At 68.7% G+C, this 16,916-nt stretch carries 17 protein-coding genes; 3 read left to right on the top strand and 14 right to left on the bottom strand.

Features of this window, described 5'->3' with window-relative positions:
- Positions 1-23 precede the first annotated feature (23 nt).
- Complete coding sequence (gene tgt, locus L2Z93_RS00970) at positions 24-1,232, bottom strand: tRNA guanosine(34) transglycosylase Tgt (protein WP_090587302.1); 1,209 nt, start codon at positions 1,230-1,232, stop codon at positions 24-26.
- A 90-nt stretch (positions 1,233-1,322) separates the two neighbouring features.
- Between tgt and L2Z93_RS00965 the strand changes: the two genes are divergently transcribed.
- The gene (locus L2Z93_RS00965) at positions 1,323-1,739 is read left to right on the top strand and encodes a lipoprotein LpqH (RefSeq protein ID WP_090587027.1); all 417 of its coding nucleotides are present in this window, start codon (positions 1,323-1,325) and stop codon (positions 1,737-1,739) included.
- Between the two features lie 102 nt (positions 1,740-1,841).
- A complete protein-coding gene (locus tag L2Z93_RS00960) occupies positions 1,842-2,345 on the top strand; it encodes a lipoprotein LpqH (RefSeq protein ID WP_090587304.1) in 504 nt (167 codons plus the stop codon).
- A gap of 69 nt (positions 2,346-2,414) precedes the next feature.
- Here L2Z93_RS00960 and L2Z93_RS00955 read toward each other — a convergent pair whose 3' ends face one another.
- From L2Z93_RS00955 to L2Z93_RS00905, 11 genes are all read right to left on the bottom strand, one after another.
- Entirely contained in the window at positions 2,415-3,800 is a 1,386-nt protein-coding gene (locus tag L2Z93_RS00955; RefSeq protein ID WP_090587030.1) for a WS/DGAT/MGAT family O-acyltransferase, read from the bottom strand.
- Between the two features lie 71 nt (positions 3,801-3,871).
- Positions 3,872-4,663 (bottom strand): hypothetical protein, encoded by a 792-nt coding sequence (locus tag L2Z93_RS00950; RefSeq protein WP_090587033.1) that lies wholly within the window; start codon positions 4,661-4,663, stop codon positions 3,872-3,874.
- Between the two features lie 11 nt (positions 4,664-4,674).
- Positions 4,675-5,934 (bottom strand): MlaD family protein, encoded by a 1,260-nt coding sequence (locus L2Z93_RS00945; RefSeq protein ID WP_370745914.1) that lies wholly within the window; start codon positions 5,932-5,934, stop codon positions 4,675-4,677.
- Between the two features lie 17 nt (positions 5,935-5,951).
- Positions 5,952-7,073, bottom strand: coding sequence for an MlaD family protein (locus L2Z93_RS00940; protein WP_234786040.1), 1,122 nt, complete (start codon positions 7,071-7,073; stop codon positions 5,952-5,954).
- Entirely contained in the window at positions 7,070-8,179 is a 1,110-nt protein-coding gene (locus L2Z93_RS00935) for an MCE family protein (protein ID WP_090587039.1), read from the bottom strand. The genes L2Z93_RS00940 and L2Z93_RS00935 overlap by 4 nt, the downstream gene beginning before the upstream one ends.
- Positions 8,180-8,190: 11 nt before the next feature.
- Complete coding sequence (locus L2Z93_RS00930) at positions 8,191-9,240, bottom strand: MCE family protein (protein ID WP_090587042.1); 1,050 nt, start codon at positions 9,238-9,240, stop codon at positions 8,191-8,193.
- A 4-nt stretch (positions 9,241-9,244) separates the two neighbouring features.
- Positions 9,245-10,315, bottom strand: coding sequence for an MlaD family protein (locus L2Z93_RS00925; protein WP_090587045.1), 1,071 nt, complete (start codon positions 10,313-10,315; stop codon positions 9,245-9,247).
- A gap of 2 nt (positions 10,316-10,317) precedes the next feature.
- Positions 10,318-11,832 carry an MCE family protein gene (locus L2Z93_RS00920; protein WP_090587047.1) on the bottom strand — a complete coding sequence of 505 codons (1,515 nt, stop codon included), beginning with the start codon at positions 11,830-11,832 and terminating at the stop codon, positions 10,318-10,320.
- Between the two features lie 3 nt (positions 11,833-11,835).
- The gene (locus L2Z93_RS00915; RefSeq protein ID WP_090587050.1) at positions 11,836-12,693 is read right to left on the bottom strand and encodes an ABC transporter permease; all 858 of its coding nucleotides are present in this window, start codon (positions 12,691-12,693) and stop codon (positions 11,836-11,838) included.
- On the bottom strand, positions 12,694-13,533 hold the full coding sequence (locus L2Z93_RS00910; RefSeq protein WP_234786041.1) for an MlaE family ABC transporter permease: 840 nt from the start codon (positions 13,531-13,533) through the stop codon (positions 12,694-12,696). It lies immediately after the preceding gene.
- 185 nt (positions 13,534-13,718) lie between these two features.
- Positions 13,719-14,357, bottom strand: coding sequence for a TetR/AcrR family transcriptional regulator (locus tag L2Z93_RS00905; protein WP_162561877.1), 639 nt, complete (start codon positions 14,355-14,357; stop codon positions 13,719-13,721).
- A gap of 109 nt (positions 14,358-14,466) precedes the next feature.
- Between L2Z93_RS00905 and L2Z93_RS00900 the strand changes: the two genes are divergently transcribed.
- A complete protein-coding gene (locus L2Z93_RS00900; protein ID WP_090587056.1) occupies positions 14,467-15,363 on the top strand; it encodes an oxygenase MpaB family protein in 897 nt (298 codons plus the stop codon).
- Between the two features lie 382 nt (positions 15,364-15,745).
- Here the strand turns inward: L2Z93_RS00900 and L2Z93_RS00895 are convergent, their stop codons facing one another.
- Positions 15,746-16,057: a hypothetical protein gene (locus tag L2Z93_RS00895; RefSeq protein WP_090587059.1), complete on the bottom strand. Its 312-nt coding sequence runs from the start codon at positions 16,055-16,057 to the stop codon at positions 15,746-15,748.
- Positions 16,058-16,059: 2 nt separating this feature from the next.
- Positions 16,060-16,914, bottom strand: coding sequence for a phage major capsid protein (locus L2Z93_RS00890; RefSeq protein ID WP_090587061.1), 855 nt, complete (start codon positions 16,912-16,914; stop codon positions 16,060-16,062).
- Positions 16,915-16,916: the final 2 nt, after the last annotated feature.

Here is a 16,916-nt window from a genome sequence, read left to right as displayed (position 1 = left end):
CCTGCGCGACGGAGCTCCGCTGGTCAGGACGATTTGCTGTAGTAGCGGCCGAGGGTTTCCTCGCGCAGCTCCGCAAAGTCACCGGCGCCGATCGAAGTCCGGATGCGGTCCACCAGCCGAACGATGAACCGTTCGTTGTGGATGGTGCACAGGGTGGCCGACAGGATCTCCTTGGCCTTGAACAGATGGTGAATGTAGGCGCGGGTGTAATGCGCGCAGGTGTGGCAGTCGCACTCGGGGTCCAGCGGCGTGAAGTCGCGCCGGTAGCGCGCGCCGGTGATGTTGTACCGGCCGTCGGCCGAGTAGATGGCGGCATTGCGGGCCACCCGGGACGGGGACACACAGTCGAAGGTGTCTGCGCCGGCGGCGACGGCCGCGAACAGGTCGTCGGGTTCGCTGATGCCGAGCAGGTGCCGCGGTTTGTCCTCGGGCAGCTCGTCGACCACCCAGCCGATGATGGTGGCCAGGTTCTGTTTCTCCAGCGCGCCGCCGATCCCGTAGCCGTCGAACTCGCACCCCTGCGCGGGCCCGGCCTCGTTCCCGATGCCGACCAGGCCGCGGGTCGCCGCCCGGCGCAGGTCCTCGTACTGGGCGCCCTGGACCACTCCGAACAGCGCCTGCGCGGGCCGGTCCGGGGCGGCCGCGGTGAGCCGTCGGTGCTCGACGAGGCAGCGGATCGCCCACTCGTGGGTGCGCTGGACCGAACGCTGCTGGTACTCGCGGGTGTTCACCAGGGTGGTCAGCTCGTCGAAGGCGAAGATGATGTCCGCGCCGAGCCGGTGCTGGATGCCCATCGACACCTCGGGGGTGAACCGGTGCGTCGAGCCGTCCAGATGCGAGGTGAAGGTGACGCCGTCGTCGTCGACGCGCGCCAGCCGGTCCTTGCCGGGGGCGACGATGTCGTCGGCGCGGTGCCGTTCGGTGTCCATCGCGAGCACCTTGCGGAACCCGCTGCCCAGCGAGAGCACCTGGAATCCGCCGCTGTCGGTGAACGTGGGCCCGGGCCAGTTCATGAACGCGCCCAGCCCGCCGGCCTCGTCGACGATGTCCGGCCCGGGCTGCAGGTACAGGTGGTAGGCGTTGGCCAGCACGGCCTGCGCGCCGAGGTCGGCCATGGTCTCCGGCAGCACCGCCTTGACCGTCGCCTTGGTGCCGACGGGCACGAATGCCGGGGTGTCGATGTCGCCGTGCGGGGTGTGGATGGTCCCGGTGCGCCCGGCGCCGTCGGCCATCCGATCGGTCACCGTGAAGAAATCGCCCACGGGCGCTATTGGATCAAACCCGCGGGCCCGCCGCGAAGTCGGCCGGGCATACTCGTGCCCATGAACAAGCTTCTGCTCACGGTTTGCGCGACGGGAACGATGCTGGTGGCGGGTTGCTCCGGAGGTGGCGCCTCGGAGACCGACGCGCTGAAACTCGGCGACACCGATCTGGGCCCGGTGTCCTCGGTCAGCTGCAGCACCGACGACGGCCTGACCACCATCACCATCGACGCCGCCGAGAAGACGGTGGTCAAGGTGACCGAGGAGGAGGAGCCGACGGTCCGCTCGGTGCACATCGGCGAGGTCGGCTCCAGCGATCGGGCGCTGGTGTTCATCGACGCGGTGTCGGCGACCGGACCCGAGGTCACCCACCAGGACCGCCGCTACACCATCAAGGGCACCGGCCTGGGCACCTCCGGCGACGCCAACCAGCCTGTCGACACCACCTTCGAGATCGACGTCACCTGCCCGAAGTAATCCGGCTGTGATTGCCGAGCTCTTCCGCAGGGGTTGACGCGCGACGATAATCGCAGCGAGGACCGCCCGCGCGGGCGGACCACGACAGTAAGGAGAGCTGTGGTGAAACGAGCATTGGCGCTCACGATCGGCGGTATGGCCATTGTGGCCGCCGGTCTGACCGGCTGTTCCAGCGACAAGTCCGCCTCCGAGGAAGTGACCTCGGCGACCTCGAAGGCCAAGGACGCCGTCACGGACGCGACCGACGCGGTGAAGGGCAACCCGGAGCCCGGGCACGCCAAACTGAGCATCGACGACAAGGACCATGAGCTGTCCGGCACCGCGGTCTGCACCGTCGCCGGCGGCAATATGAACATCGCCGTCGGCGAGGGCTCCAGCGCCGTCGCCGTGGTGCTGGCCGAGGACGCCTCCACCGTCACCTCGGTGGGCCTGGGCAATATCGACGGCGTCTCGCTGGCCGTCGGCCCCGCCAACACCGGCGGCGAGGCCGCCGCCACCAAGGACGGCCAGACCTACGAGGTCACCGGCACCGCCACCGGTGTCGACGTGGCCAACCCGACTCAGATGGTGAGCAAGCAGTTCGACCTGAAGGTCACCTGCCCGTAGCAGCCGACCCGACAACGACGACGGCGGCGGTCCCCTCCCGGGGCCGCCGCCGTCGTCGTTTCGGGGTGGCTACTGCTCGACCGCCTTCTCCAGGTCGGCCAGCGCGTCCTCGAGGTGGGTGAGCAGCCGCTGCAGGTGCGGGATACTGCGCCGGCAGCCGATCAGGCCGAACTCCAGGTTCCCGGCGTTGTTCGCCAGGGTGATGTTCAGCGCCAGGTTATCGGTCACGATGGACACCGGGTAGCTGCCGACCAGCTTGGCCCCGCCCCAGTACATCTGCTCGCGCGGGCCCGGCACATTCGAGATGACCAGGTTGAACGGCGGCGGCGCGGTCGAGACGAAACCGGGCACCGCGCCGAGGCCGACCGCGGCGACGTTGACGGCCGACAGGGCCAGCGTCTCCAGCTTGGGCAGCCCCTCGAAAACCGATTTGCTGTCCCGCATGGAGCCGTGGATGACCTGCAGCCGCGCGACCGGGTCGGACAGATGGGTGCCCAGGTCGCACAGGATGGCGCCCACCTGGTTGCCACCAGCCTCGGCGTTCGGATCGCGCAGGCTGATCGGGACCATCGCGATCAGCGGGGAGTCCGGCAGCGCGTTCTGCTCCAGCAGGTAGGCGCGCAGCGCGCCCGCGCACATGGCCAGCACCACGTCGTTGACGGTGACCCCGGCGGCGGCCTTGACGGCGCGGATCCGCTCGAACGCCCAGGACTGCGCGGCGAACCGGCGGGCGCCGCCGATCTTGACGTTGAACATGGTCTTGGGCGCGGTGAACGGCAGCGTCAGCTGGTTGTCCAGCAGCGCCGCCCGGGCGATCTTGAGTGACGACGGCGCGAACCCGAGCGCGGTGCCCACCGCGTCGCCGGCGAACCCGACCGCGCCGGAGGCCATCCCGAGCAGCGAGCGGCCGCCGCTTTCCGGAGCGGGCTTGCGCCGGCGCGGGAAGATGTCCCAGGGGGCGCGGACGTTCAGGTCCTCGGGGTCGGTGGTCAGCGCCCGCTGCATGGTCTTGCTCGCCGAGATGCCGTCGAGCAGACCGTGGTGGATCTTGGTGTAGACCGCGACCCGGCCGTCGGCCAGCCCCTCGATGAGATGCGCCTCCCACAGCGGGCGGTGCCGATCCAGCAGACTGCCGTGCAGCCGGCCGGTCAGCTCCAGCAAGTCGCGCACCCGCCCCGGGCTGGGCAATGCCGAGCGGCGCAGGTGGTACTCCATGTCGACGTCGTCGTCGACGGTCCAGCTCATATCGACAATCCCGCCCAGCAGGGTGGCCGGATGTTTGCGGAACGTCTCGGCGAAGGTGTCGTGTTGCTGGATCTGCTCGTGCACGTTCCTCAGGAAGTCCGGACCGGACCCCTCCGGCGGCTCGAACAGCTGCAGACCACCGACGTGCATGGGGTGTTCCCGCGACTCGGCGATGAAGAACATGGAGTCGGTGGGCGACATGAATTGCATGGGTCCATTAGACCCGACCGCGGCGTTGCGCACCGCAACTATCCCCGGTTTCCGGCCCAGGTCGGGCCAGCTCAGACCCGCAGCGCGAAGCCCAGCGCCGACAGCGGCGTGTGCACGATCACAGCCCCGCCGTCCATCGACCAGACGAACTCGCCGCCCGGCACCGGATTCTGCGACGCCAGCGGCCGGCCCGGCATGTAGAGGATCAGCGCGTCCGGGCTGATCGCGAAGGTGTCGTAGTTGCCGGAGAAGCCGATGAAACCGTCGGTGCGGGGCTCGAACTGCTCGGTGGTGAACGGGTAGCTGCCGGCCGGGTGCGGCGGCTGGGCGGCGTCCAGCGCCGGGATCAGGTACGGCCGCACCAGTGGCGGCAGCACCGCCCGCGGATCCCCGTCGGTCAGATCCGACAGTTTCACCATCCGGGAGCCGTCGAAGGTGAAGCTGCGGTAGCCGTTGTCCTCGAAGACGCCGTGCGACCAGCGGTTCTCCCGGAACACCACCGACTGCAGCGCGGCGGGGCCCTTGAAATACTCGAAGTCCACGCTGAGGTTGGAGCTGCGGACGTCGACGGCGCCGGTCTTGCGCCAGCGGTCGATGAAGTCGATCAGGTAGCGCCGGATCGGGGCGCCGGTGGCCGCGTCGTCGACCATCCCGGCCGGCGCGCGGACGGTGATGTTCATGGTGGCCTTGCGCTCGGACTGCACCTGGATCGAGCAGGTTTCGGTCCCCGGGTCCCAGGCGCCGGTGCGGTCCACACACCAGTCGGCGGCGGCGTGCGCGGGCGCGGCGGTCAGCAGGCCGAGCGCGACGGTGACGGCCGCGCATCCGGCGGCGCCGCGGGACAGCAGACGGAACGGGTTCACGGTGTCTCCGATCAGGGCGGGGGCGGCGCGGCCGGCAGCGCGGGCCCGCCGTAGGGCAGCGGGATGGACAGCGGTAGCTGCGGCGACGGTTTCGTCTGTTCCAGCGGGTCGTAACCCGCCGGCGGGCCGGCGGTGTCGTCGCCGGGCGGCCGCGGCGCGTTGCGGGCGCCGCGCACCAGCACCGCCGGGTCGTCGTTGGCGCAGTAGGTGTACTTGTACGGCTCACCGTGGTCGGCCGCCGACGGCGCGCTCTGCGGCAGGTTGTAGTCGCAGGCGTAGCGCGGCCAGATATTGCCGATCGCCCACACGCCCTGGTCGTGGAAGGCGCTGGACAACGCGTCGAGCACCGAACCGCGCACCGACTGGTCCGGGAACAGCGCCTGCAGCGCCGGCACCCGCAGGTAGGTCAGCTCAGCGACGGTGGTGAGGTTGCCCAGCAACGCCACCATGGTCTCGGAGTTGTCGTTGATCAGGGCGTCGACCTGTTCCAGCGTGCCCGGGCCGGTGTCGAGCAGCCGGCGGTAGCCGCCGTCCATCCGGTTCACCCCGTCGAGGATGCCGCCCAGATTGGCGCCCGTCTGGCGCAGGCCGGGGGTTTTGTCGCTGAGGGTGGCCAGCACGATCGGGCTCTGCTTCATCACGCTGACGGTCTGCGGCAGCACCTCGTGCAGCGTCGAGATCAGGAACGACGAACCGTCGATGATCTGGGACAGCTTCTCCGGGCCGTAGCGGCTGACCCGCAGCTCGGTGCTGATCACCTCCAGCTTCTCCGGCTTGAGCTGGGCCATCATTCCGTGGCCGTTGTCCAGCAGCTGCGACAGCGACACCGGGATGCTGGTCTGGCCCTGGCCGATCACCGCGTTGTCGCTCAGGTACGGGCCGTCGGCGGTGGTGGGCCGGAAGTCCAGGAACTGCTCGCCGGCTGGGGATAGCCCGGACACCCGGACGCGTGAGTTCAGCGGGATCTGCGCGCGGGTGTCGATGGCCGCGACGGCGGTGACCCGGTCCCCGGCGAGTTCGACGCCGGAGACCCGGCCCACCGGGACACCGCGGTAGGTGACGTCCTGGTTGGGCAGCAGACCACCGGACTGGGCCAGCTCGACGTACACCGTCATGGTGGAGCGCAGCGGGTTGATGCGTAGCGAGTCGATCAGCACGTACCCGCCGGAGACCACCAGCAGCACGGTGAGCCCGATGCCGGACACCAGGTTCTTGCGCCGGGCCACGGTGCGCCCGCCGCCGATCACCGCGCCGGTGATCCGATCCAGAATCCTCAGAATGGCGTGTGTCATGGGCCCGGCCGATGCGCGCCGTAGAGCCGGGACAGCAGCACATTCCACTCGTAGCGGACACCGCCGACCATATTGTGCCAATCGGTGCCGTCCGGTCCGTGCATACCGAAATCGCCCGGGTAGTTCATATCCGGCAGCGAACCCAGCGCGATTCGGGTGACGTCGCCGTCGGTCGAGATCGCGGTTCCGGCGGTCGCCTTCAGCAGCAGCGGGATCAGCCGGTTAAGCCCGGCCAGGCCGACGCTGGGGTCCAGCGCGATGTCGTTGAACGACGCCGCCAAATTGTTCAGATCGATGATGACGCTGCGGCTGTCTGTGCCCTGCAGCGACGGGAACCGGTTCAGCTGATCGGTGCTGCGGCTGACCTGGGTGACCAGATCCATGATGTCGCCGGTGTTTTCGGCGATCACACCGGTGGCCGGCGAGGTGGACACCAGCACGTCGTTGAGGATCGCCTCCTGATCGTGCAGGGTGTCGGCCAATCGCGCGGTGGCGTCGAGGGTTTCGTTCAGTTGTTGCTGGCGCGCGCTGAGCCGGCCGATCAGATCGGTGGAGCTGTCCAGCAATTGCCGGACGTTCGAGCCGCGGCCGCCGACCAGCTCACCGGCGCCGTTGATGGAGTTCACCACCTGCCGGACCGCGCCGCCGTTGATCAGCAGCGCGGCCGAGGCCATCAGATCCTCGACGGTGGCCGCGGCCGAGGTGGCCTCGACGCCCAGCACGGCGCCCTCCGGAATCCAGCCGTCGCTGGGTTCGGCGGGCGGGTGCAGCGCGACGAACACATCGCCGAGCGGGGTGGCCGAGCGCAGTTCGGCGGTGGTGCCGACCGGCAGCCGCACGTTGGAGGCGATGCCCAGGCGCACCTCGGCGATCGAGTCCACCGCTTCGATGCTGCGCACCTGGCCGACGTCGGCGCCGTTGAACCGGACCTTGGCCAGCGCCGGAAGGTTCAGCACATTGGTGAATTCCGCGGTCAGCTCATAGGTTTCGCCGACAGATCCGGGCGCCGGTAGCGGCAGCCGGTCCAGGCCCGGGCCGCTGGAGCAGCCGGACAGCGTGATCACGACGATGGCGGCCAGCGCCGCCCCCGCGGTGAGAATGTTCCGGGAACGCTTCAATTCGCCGCTCCCGCCAGGAATTCGAACATGGTGTTGAGGCCGAAGTCGGGGCCGTAGTCGCGCAGGGTTCCGGTCGCGCAGCCCAGCTGCTTCAGTGACATCAGGTTGCACACCTCCTTGGTGAACTGCCCGTTGAACAGCAGCTTGTCCACCAGAATGTGGAATCGAACGGCGCCCGCCTGGTAGTCGATCGCGTTGTAGACGTTGTCCAGCGCGAGCGGCGCCACGTCCAGCATTTCGGCGACATCGCGGCGCAGGTCGACGATCGTGTTGGTCAGATCCCGCCCGGTCTTCGCGGCGCTGGTGATCTTGTCCTTGTTCTTCTCCAGCAGGCTGGAGGCCTTCTGGAGGATCTCGTTGATCTTCGCTCCGGTGGTCCCGGATCCCAGGTCCTGGGCGGCGATGGTGTCGCTGACCTGTCGCAGCGAGCTCCCGAATTCCCTGATCTGGCTGTCGTTCTGGGCGGCCGCGTCGACCAGCACGGCCAGGTTGTCGATGATCCCGGTCAGTTGATCGTGGGTCTGAGCGCCCTTGTCGTCGGACAGCCGCAGCGCCTCGGAGAGCCGGCCGAGGCTGTCCTTGATCTGCTCTCCGTTGCCGCCGATGTCCGCGCCGATCGTGATCAGGTCGGCCAGCGGGCCGCCACCGTCGCCGTCGCCATTCATCGCGCGGCCCAGCTTGTCGACCATGGCCAGGGTTCGCTCGAACTCCACCGGGGTGCGGGTGTTCTTCAGCTCGATGACCGCGCCGTCGGCGAGCTTCTCCCCGCCGGTGTAGGCCGGGGTGAGTTCGACGTGCCGGTCGGTGAGGATGGAGGTGGACACAGTGACCGCCTGCGCGCCCACCGGGATGTCGACGCCCGGGTCGATGGCCATCACCACCTCGACGTATTCGCCTCGGGGCGTGACACTTTCGACCTTGCCGATGGTCATGCCCAGCACCGCGACCTGGTTGCCGACGTAGAGGCCGACGGCGTCGGCGAAGTTCGCGGTGATCCGCATCTGCTTGGCGGTGAGCTTGGGCAGCAGCACGATGGCGGCCACCACCAGGGCGGCGACCAGCGCCAGCGCGCCCAGCGCGATGAGACTGCGGGTGCGTGAGGTCATGGGGCTGCTCATCATTCGCAGTCCTCGAAGTACTGCGTCAGGTTGAACTGGACGGCGCGGACGCTCAGCGCGCACATCCACGAGTCGATCCCGATGCCGGCCGGCAGGAACAGCGAGATCTGGTTGCCCGACCCGGCGATGTTGGCCACGTTTCGCACCGTGATGGGCGCGGTCTGCAGCAGGTCCCGCAGGGTGGCGTCATTGCGGGCGGCGATGTCGGTGAGCTCGTGCAGGGCGTCGACCAGCGAGGTGATGGCCGGCTCGTCGCGGACGATCTCCTCGGTGCGGGCCACCAGCACGGTGATCGAGGCGAACAGATTGTTCAGCGCGGCCCGACGGTTCGCCAGGTCGCCGAACAGGCTGCGGCCCTGCAGAACCAGCACGCCGAGGTTGGATTTCTGTTCGCGCAGCAGGGCGGTCACGCTATCGGTGCTGCGCAGCAGCTGGCCCATCTGGTCGCGCCGGGAGGCCACCACGTCGGCCAGCGATTTGATGTTCGTCAGCGCCTGCGGCAGTTCGGCGGGCACCCCTTGCAGCGATTCGGTGAGCACCCGGGTGGACTCCACGATGCGGTCGGCGTCGAGGGTCTCGAAGGTGGTGGTGGCGTCGGCCAGGGTGTTCTGCAGGTCGTAGGGGACGATGGTGTTCTCGATCGGGATCAGATTGCCGGGGGGCAGCCCCTCGCCGACCGGGGTCAGCGCGATGTAGCGCGAGCCGAGGATGGTGGTGAGTTTGATCTCAGCGGTGGCGTGTTCGCCGATCCGGACGCCGTCGCGCACGGTGAAGCCGACGTCGACGTGGTCGCCGGCCAGCTTCAGCGATTTCACCTCGCCGACCTCGACGCCGGCGATGCTGACCTGATCGCCGACCCGTAGCTGCGCGGCCTGAGCGAAGTGGGCGTGCAGCTGGGTCTTTCCGATGGGCAGCTGGCCGAGCAGCAGGATGCCGGCCACCACCACGATGATCACCGCGGACGCGATGATGCCCATCACGGTCATGTTGTATTCCTCCAACGGCTTTCGCCGCTGGTCCCGGGCGGTTCCGGTCACCGTCTCCGTCATCGCCTCACGACCTGCACTTCGCGGAATGCTTGATGTTGTGGCCGTCGGTGGCCCCGGCGACGACCGCCGGAATGTAGCGGCCCAGCCAGTCGAAGATCGTCGAGTTCAGATCGCAGACGTAGGCGTTGATGTACTCGCCGGACTGGGTGACCCGCGCGATGCCCTTCATCACGGCGGGCACGTTGTACAGCGCGTAGGCCATCCGCTCCCGGCCCGGCCCGGCGACGTGCGCGGCCCAACCCGGTTGGCGCTGGATCATCTCCAGCAGGTCGGGGGTGACGTTCTCCGAGATCCGGGACAACTGCCCGACGGCGGAGTTGATCGACCCGACCGAGGCCAGCAGTTGGTCGTGGCGGCTCTCCAACTGGCGGACGATCGAGGAGGCGTTCGACAGGGTTCCGCGCAGACCGCTCTCGTGGTCGGCGAGGTTGTCCACCACCAGCCGCAGACTGTCCAGCACCCGGCCCAGCACCTCGTCGGGTCCGGCCAGCGACTGGGCCAGCGTGGAGGTGGAGGTGATGAGCTCCAGCACCGAGGTCGAATCCCCTTGCAGCGCTTGGACGACACCCTCGGTCATATTGTCGACTTTGCCGGGGTCGAGCAGGGTGAACAGCGGCTCGAAGCCGTTGAGCAGGTAGGCGATGTCGAACGAGTCGACGGTCCGCTCGATGGGGATCTCGGAGTCCGGCGCCAACGGATGACGGTCGGGGGTGCGCTCGGTGGCCAGTCCGAGATACCGCTGCCCGATGATGTTCTGGTAGGTCACCGAGGCGATGGTGTTGTCGAAGAGTTGCTGCCCGCTCTGGATCGCGAAGGTGACCCGGGCGGCGGCCTGCTTGCGGCCGTTCACCTCGACGTCGACCAGATCGACCTTCTCCACCCGGCCCACCCGCACGCCGGCGACTCGGACGTCGTCGGAGGGCTTCAGCCCGGAGGCGTCGGAGAACACCGCGCGGAAGGTGTGGGTGGAGCCGGCCACGCCGCGCGAAAGGGTCACGTAGACCATCGAACTCAGCACGATCGCGGAAATGGTGAACAGGGCCAGCCCGATGAGGGCGTTGCGGTGCTGTCTCATCGCTAGCCCTCCCGCACCTGTTGGACGGTGACCACGGTGTCCCGGGCCAGCGGCGCGAGCAGCACCTGATCGGCGGTGCTCGGCGGCGCGCCGAGGATCTGCCGCAGCTGGATGCGCTCCTGCTCGCTGCCGACCACTCCGACGTTGCCGCCGAAGCTCGCGGGGGCGACGGTGGTCGACCCGGGCGCCGGCTGCTCGGCGGGGGCTTCGGCCGGGGCCGCGTCCGGCGCCGGGCCGGGCGCTCCGCCGGGCACGTGCTGCGGCTGGTTGGCCGGATCCTGTTCCGGGGGAAGGTAGGCCGGCGGCTGGCCGGCGCCGCGGACCGAGTCGCGCGGCGGCGCGAAGTTGTCCCGATTCTCGGTGACCCGCTCCGGCAGCGTGATGCCCATTGATTCCAGCGCGGACTGCAGGTACGGGGCCCGCGGGGTGTCCGGCGCGGTGTAGCAGCTCGGGCCGAGCAACTCGCCGTAGCGCGGGCAGTCGCCGCGGATGTAGTACCGGGTCGGCGTGAACGACACGATGGCGAACAGCTTGATGACCTGCCGGTTGTGGTCCCACACCTGGGTGTCGAAGAGGTTCGCGGTGCGCTGCAGCCGGGTGAAGATCGGCTTGAACTGGTCGTGCTGATCGGCGAGCACGCCGATCACCGGGGTGAGCTGGGTGGTGATGCCGATCAGCCGATCGGTCTGGTTGTCCATCGCCTCGGCGGCCAGCCCGGTGGTGCCCAGCCCGGTGGACAGGAAGTTGTCGAGCGCCAGGCGTTTCTCGGTGAAGGTGCGCATCGGGGCGACCGCGAGCTTGAGCGAGTCGAATAGTTCCGGGGACGCCTCCTGCAGCCCTTCGGCGGCCAGCGACAGCCGCGCCAGCGCCGAGGCGTCGTCGCCGTCGCCGATCTCGGCGCCCAGCTGCTTGGCGATGTCGTCGAGCTCGCGGCCGGCGGTCTGCACCTTCACCCGTCGGCCGCTGGTGGCCCGGCCGATCGCGGTCAGCGGCCCGACGGCGTCCTCGGCGGGCCGGTGCGCCATCGACTTCATCAGGGCGCGCATATTCGAAAGCGCGGTCTGGAACACCTGGGTGGGCAGTGAGTCGTCCTCGGGGATGACCGAGCCGGGCTGCAACTTCGGGCCGGTCAGATCCTCGGGCGGAACCAGCTGCACCGAGGACACCGCGAACACGTTGGACGGCACCACCCGGGCGGTCACCGCGGCCGGGATGCCCGCCGCGTAGCCGGGTGTCAGATCGAGGTCGACGACGGTGTTCTGGCCGTCCTCGGAGGTCTGCACGGCGCCGACCGAACCGACCAGCACGCCGAGGTATTTGACGTCGGAGCGGATTGGCAGACCGTCGCCGACGTCGGTCAGCGCGGCGGTGACCCGGACGAACTCGTCGAATTTGCCCTGCGATTTCTGGATCATCAGGATCGAGGCGATCACGGCGAGCACGGTGAAGATCGCGCCGATGACGATGAGTCGCCGCAACGACGGGCTGCGCGGGTTGATGTCGTAGGGGTTGGGCATCGCTCAGCCGCCGAACCTGGCGCCGTCGCTGACGCCCCACAGCGCCATCGTCATCAGCATGTTCACCGCGATGACGACGGTGATCGCGGCCCGCATGGCGCGGCCGGCGGCGACCCCGACGCCTTCCGGCCCACCGCTGGCGAAGTAGCCGTAGTAGCACTGGATGGTCGACGAGATGAACACGAAGACAACGGCTTTGAGGATCGAATAGAAGACGTCCTGGCCGCTGATGAACAACGCGAAGTAGTGCGAGTACGAACCGCCGGATTGTCCGGAGGAGAACCGCACGACGATCTCGGCGGTGAGGAAGATGACGGCGAGGGTGGTCAGCAGCAGCGGCACCACCGCGATCATCGAGGCCACCACCCGGGTGCTGACCAGGTACGGCACCGGGTTGAGCGCCAGCGAGTCCAGCGCGTCGATCTCCTCGTTGATGCGCATGGCGCCGAGCTGGGCGGTGAACCGGCAGCCGGCCTGGGCGATGAAGGCCATCGCCACCATCACCGGCGCCAGTTCGCGGGTGGCGGCCAGCGAGGTGATCAGGCCGGTCGCCGGACCCAGGCCGAGCAGGTCCAGGGCGTTGAAGCCTTCCACCGCGACCAGACCGCCGGCCGTCATACCCAGCACGATCACCACGCCGACGGTGCCGCCGCCGACCACGATGGAACCGTTGCCCCAGGTCAGGTCGGACAGCACCCGGAACAGCTCGTGCCGGTACCGGCGCAGCATGTGCGGGGTGTCGCACACCACTTCCCAGAAGAAGTGCACCAGGTGGCCCACCCGACCGAGCGGGCCGATGACACCGTCGGCCGCGATCCGCAGCGTGCGGCCGAACCGCGGCAGGTACGGGCTGGCGGTCATCTACAACCCCTGCCTCGGGAAGATGATCACGTAGAGCTGGCTCATCGCGACATTGACGACGGCCAGCAGCAGCATCGACTCCACCACTGCGGCGTTGACCGAGTTGGCGACGCCGGCCGAGCCGCCCTTGGTGGCAAGGCCCTTGTGGCAGCACACGATTCCCACGATGGTGGCGAACACGATGGTCTTCACCAGCGCCAGCCACAGGTCCCCGACGGTGGCGAATGAGCTGAAGGTGGCGATGAACGAGCCCGGGGCGCCGTGCTGCATGTAGACGTTGAACGAGTAGCCCGCCAGGTAGCCGATGAAGCAGGTCCAGCCGGTCAGGCCGATGCCGACCAGGATGACCGCCAGCAGCCGCGGCGCGACCAGGCGGCGGATCGGGTTGACGCCCATCACCTCCATGGCGTCGATCTCCTCGCGCATGGTCCGCGAGCCCAGATCCGCGCAGACCGCGGATCCCACCGCCGCGGCGAGCAGCATCGAGGCGACCAGCGGGGCGCCCTGGCGGATCACCACCAGGCCGGTGGCCGCGCCGGACAGCGAGGTCGCGCCGACCTGACCGGCCAGCAGGCTGAACTGGATGGACAGCACGACGCCGATCGGGATGGTGACCAGCAGGGTCGGCAGGAACGCGGTGCCGGCCATGAAGGCCGACTGCCGGACGAACTCACCCGTCGGGAACTTCCATCGGAGGATGTCGAGCACCAGCCACTGGATGGTCCGCAGGCCCAGGACGACCTGCTCGCCCATGGTTTTCATGGAGGCCAACGCGTGATCGCGCACCAGTCCGCGCACCAGTCGGCCGGCGTCGGCGAGGGCCGGGTACTGGGCCGTCACGTATCACCTCCCGATGTTGCCGAGCGCGTCGTCGATCCCCCGATCGAACTCGCGGTATCCGGTACCGCGTGGTGGATCACAATAGCCACGTCCGCATGATGCGTATCACGTTTTGGCATCAGGCGGCCGACAGTCTCAGCCAATATTCACTCCCCGGCCGAAAAGCGGCCCGCCCCGGGCGCCGTTCAGGAAGCCGGGAACAGCAGCACCGCGACGTGCCGCCGGGCGAAGGCGTAGGCGTCGGCGGCGTCGCGCACCGGCAGCACCCCCTCCGGGTTGGCCACCAGCGACATCAACAGCCGGGACAGCAGCTCACTGACCACCGCGGCGTCGTAGGCGGGCAGCGATCCGGCCGCCTGCCACGCCTCGATGGCCCGGGCCAGCAGCTCGCGTCCGCCGGCGATCATGGTCGGGTCGGACAACTCGGACCGGATCTCGCCGGCCACCGAGGAGTTGCGCAGGCTGCGGGTCAGCAGCTTGGGCGCGGACGCCTCACGCACCAGCACCGAGAAGCCCTCGCAGAGCGAGGCGACGGGATCCTCCGGCTTGCTGATCGCGTTCACCACGATCATCAGCACCCGACGCGCCTCATAGGCGACGGCGAACCTGATCAGGTTGTGCTTGGTGCCGAACCGCCGATAAACGGTGGCCACCCCGACGCCGGCCTCTTCGGCGATGTCGGCCACGTTGGTCTCGTCGTAGCCGCGGACGGTGTACAGCTCGCGGGCCGCGGCGACGATCCGCTCCGCCTTGGCGTCGAGGGCCTCCAGCTGCGGGTACGCGTCGCGCACCGCGCGCATCGCCGGGCCCTCGGAGGCTGTCACCGCCATAACGTACCGCCGGGCAGGTCACGATCGGAGGCGAAGCCCTTGTGTGACACACGCCACTGTTGATAGATTTGGATATCGGATCTATCACACCCGGGGAGGGCCCGTGACGCCGTTCCGCAACCGCCAATCGCCGCCGGAGCGACCCATCGAGGTCGCGACGCCGCTGTTCCTGACGCTGCCGGTGGCCAACATCATCATGCAGTTGGCCGAACCCCGGGTCGGCGAAGGCGTCGCGCACAGCCGGGTGGATTCCGGCAGCGCCTTCAAGCGGGCCGTCAAGCGCAGCCGCACCACCGCCCAGTACCTGGCGGTGGCGATCGCCGGGTCCGACGCGGACCGGCAGATCTACCGCGACGCCGTGCGCGAGGCGCACAGCCACGTCCGCTCCGAGGTCGGCGACAAGGTGCGCTACAGCGCCAACGACCCGAAACTGCAGCTGTGGGTGGCGATGTGCCTGTTCAAGGGTTACATCGACTCGTGGGAGCTGCTCTACGGCCCACTCGATGAGGCCGCCAAGGACACCCTGCTGGCCAACTCGGCGACGCTGGGCACCACGCTGGAGATGCGCCAGGCGCAGTGGCCGGCCAGCTGGGCCGAGTTCGACCGGCAGTTCACCGCGTTCTCCGCGGACTTCACCATGACCGCCGAGGTGCGCGACCTGCTGAGCGCGCTGGCCGACCTGAGCTTCCTCAACGAACAGTGGGGCGTGCTGGGCCGGGCCATCTCCACGGTCGCCGGGCCGGTCAACGAGTTCTTCACCAAGGCCACGCTGCCGCCGCGGTTCCGCGAGCTGATGGGCTGGGAGTGGACCGAGGCCGACGAGCGCTTGTTCGCGCTGGCGCGCAAGGGCGTGGCGGCCGTCGACTTCGTCGCGCCGTGGACGATGAAGGCCTACTGGGGTCTGTACCTGGTGGACATGCGGATCCGCACCCGGCTCGGGGCGCCGATCCTCGGCAAGCTCGTGGTGCGGCCCCGGGACCGGCACGCGCAAGCCGCCTGAGTCGACGAGCGGACGAGCTTGCGAGTCCGCGAGGAGAGCTCAGGCGAATCGACGCCGCCTGAGTCGAAAAACCCCGCGACCTGCGCGGGCAGGTGCGGGGTTCGCTGGCGGTGGCGGAGGGATTTGAAACCTATTTGCGGGTTGATCCGACCTGCCAACTACCCGGTGACCTGCGGAATCACATCACTGTAATTAACCCGGTTTATCTGTAACTGTGGGCAATATGTGGGCAATTCGTGGGTGGTTGTGCCGCCGGCGCAGGTACCGCTCCGGGCCATTGGTCCCCGGTCATGGCGATCCTTGCCCGTCGAAAGGAGGGCCGAGGGGCCATGCACCAACCCCTCGGTTGAGAAAACCGGGTTTGACGCCGGCGGCACTGGTCTCACTGAGCCCTCACCCTGAACCTGTTGAGCACGATCTGCTCGGCCAGGGTCCAGCCGAAGCCGGTTCGGGCGAATTGGTACTCAACATCGTCGACGCGCTTGGAGATCAGGCCCGTTGAGTTGGCGGCGAGGCGGTTGGCCGCGGTGACGATCACCGCGGCTATCTCGGCGTTGGGCTTGCCGTCGCTGTCGAAGCCTCGGCCGCGGGTGTAGCTGCGGGCCATCGTGGTCACCAGGTCGACGGCGGTGGCCAGCCCCCCGTCCTGTAGGGAGCTGGCCGTGCCGACGATGCCCGAATCAGGGGCAGTCACGCTTACGCCTCGGTCAGCAGGGTCACGGCCTTGGCCTGCAGCAGGGCGGTGTCCCAGCGCGACACGACGCGGATCCCGATGCTGTCGTAATCGCCCCAGGTCTGGTCGAGAATCTTGACCTCGGCGTCGACGTCGCGGGCGACGACCACCTTGGAGAAGTCGACCAGGCCGACGCGGGCCTTGGTGCTGGCGGCCGGGACGTTGTCGGTGATGATCACCGGCAGGCCCAGCAGCCGCAGCTCGGTGCCGTTCTGGATGGTGTTCGGGTCGAACAGGTACCGGGCATCGTCGGCGCCGACCTTGAGCTTGCGCAGCGCCGCGAACGACGAGCTGGTCATGACCCAGTGGGTCGGGTTGACCTTGTTGCCCTGGGCGGTGGCCAGACCGTCGACCAGACTGTCGGGGTCGGTCAGGTCCAGGGTGCCGGTGGCGATGCCGGACTGCCGGAAGATGCCCTTGATGGTGTTGCTGGTGCCGGCGCCGTCCCAGAGGGCCGCGTCGAGGGCGTTGGCGACGTCGGTGACCAGGCGGGTCCGCAGCACCGCTTCCAGCCCGACCACGCTGGTTCGGATCAGCTCATTGGTGAGCCGCACCAGAACCTTGAGGCCCTTCATGGTCGACGGCATCAGAGTCACCTCGTCGAATCCGACGTCGCCGTCGCTGATCTGTGACCCTTCGGCGACGAACCCGGCGCTCACACCGGAAGCGATGCGCGGGACGCGGATCGGGCTGGAGCTGTCGAGGATCTTCGGGCCGGCTGCCAGGAACGTCGATGCCTGCTCCAGTGGCTGCACGAGCAGCGAAGCGACCTCGGACTGAATCAGAGTGCCGTTGCCGGCGACGGTTTCGATTGCCATTG

Source organism: Mycolicibacterium brumae (assembly GCF_025215495.1).
In the GTDB taxonomy this organism is placed as follows: Bacteria; Actinomycetota; Actinomycetes; order Mycobacteriales; family Mycobacteriaceae; genus Mycobacterium; species Mycobacterium brumae.
This window is presented reverse-complemented; position numbering and strand designations above follow the sequence as displayed.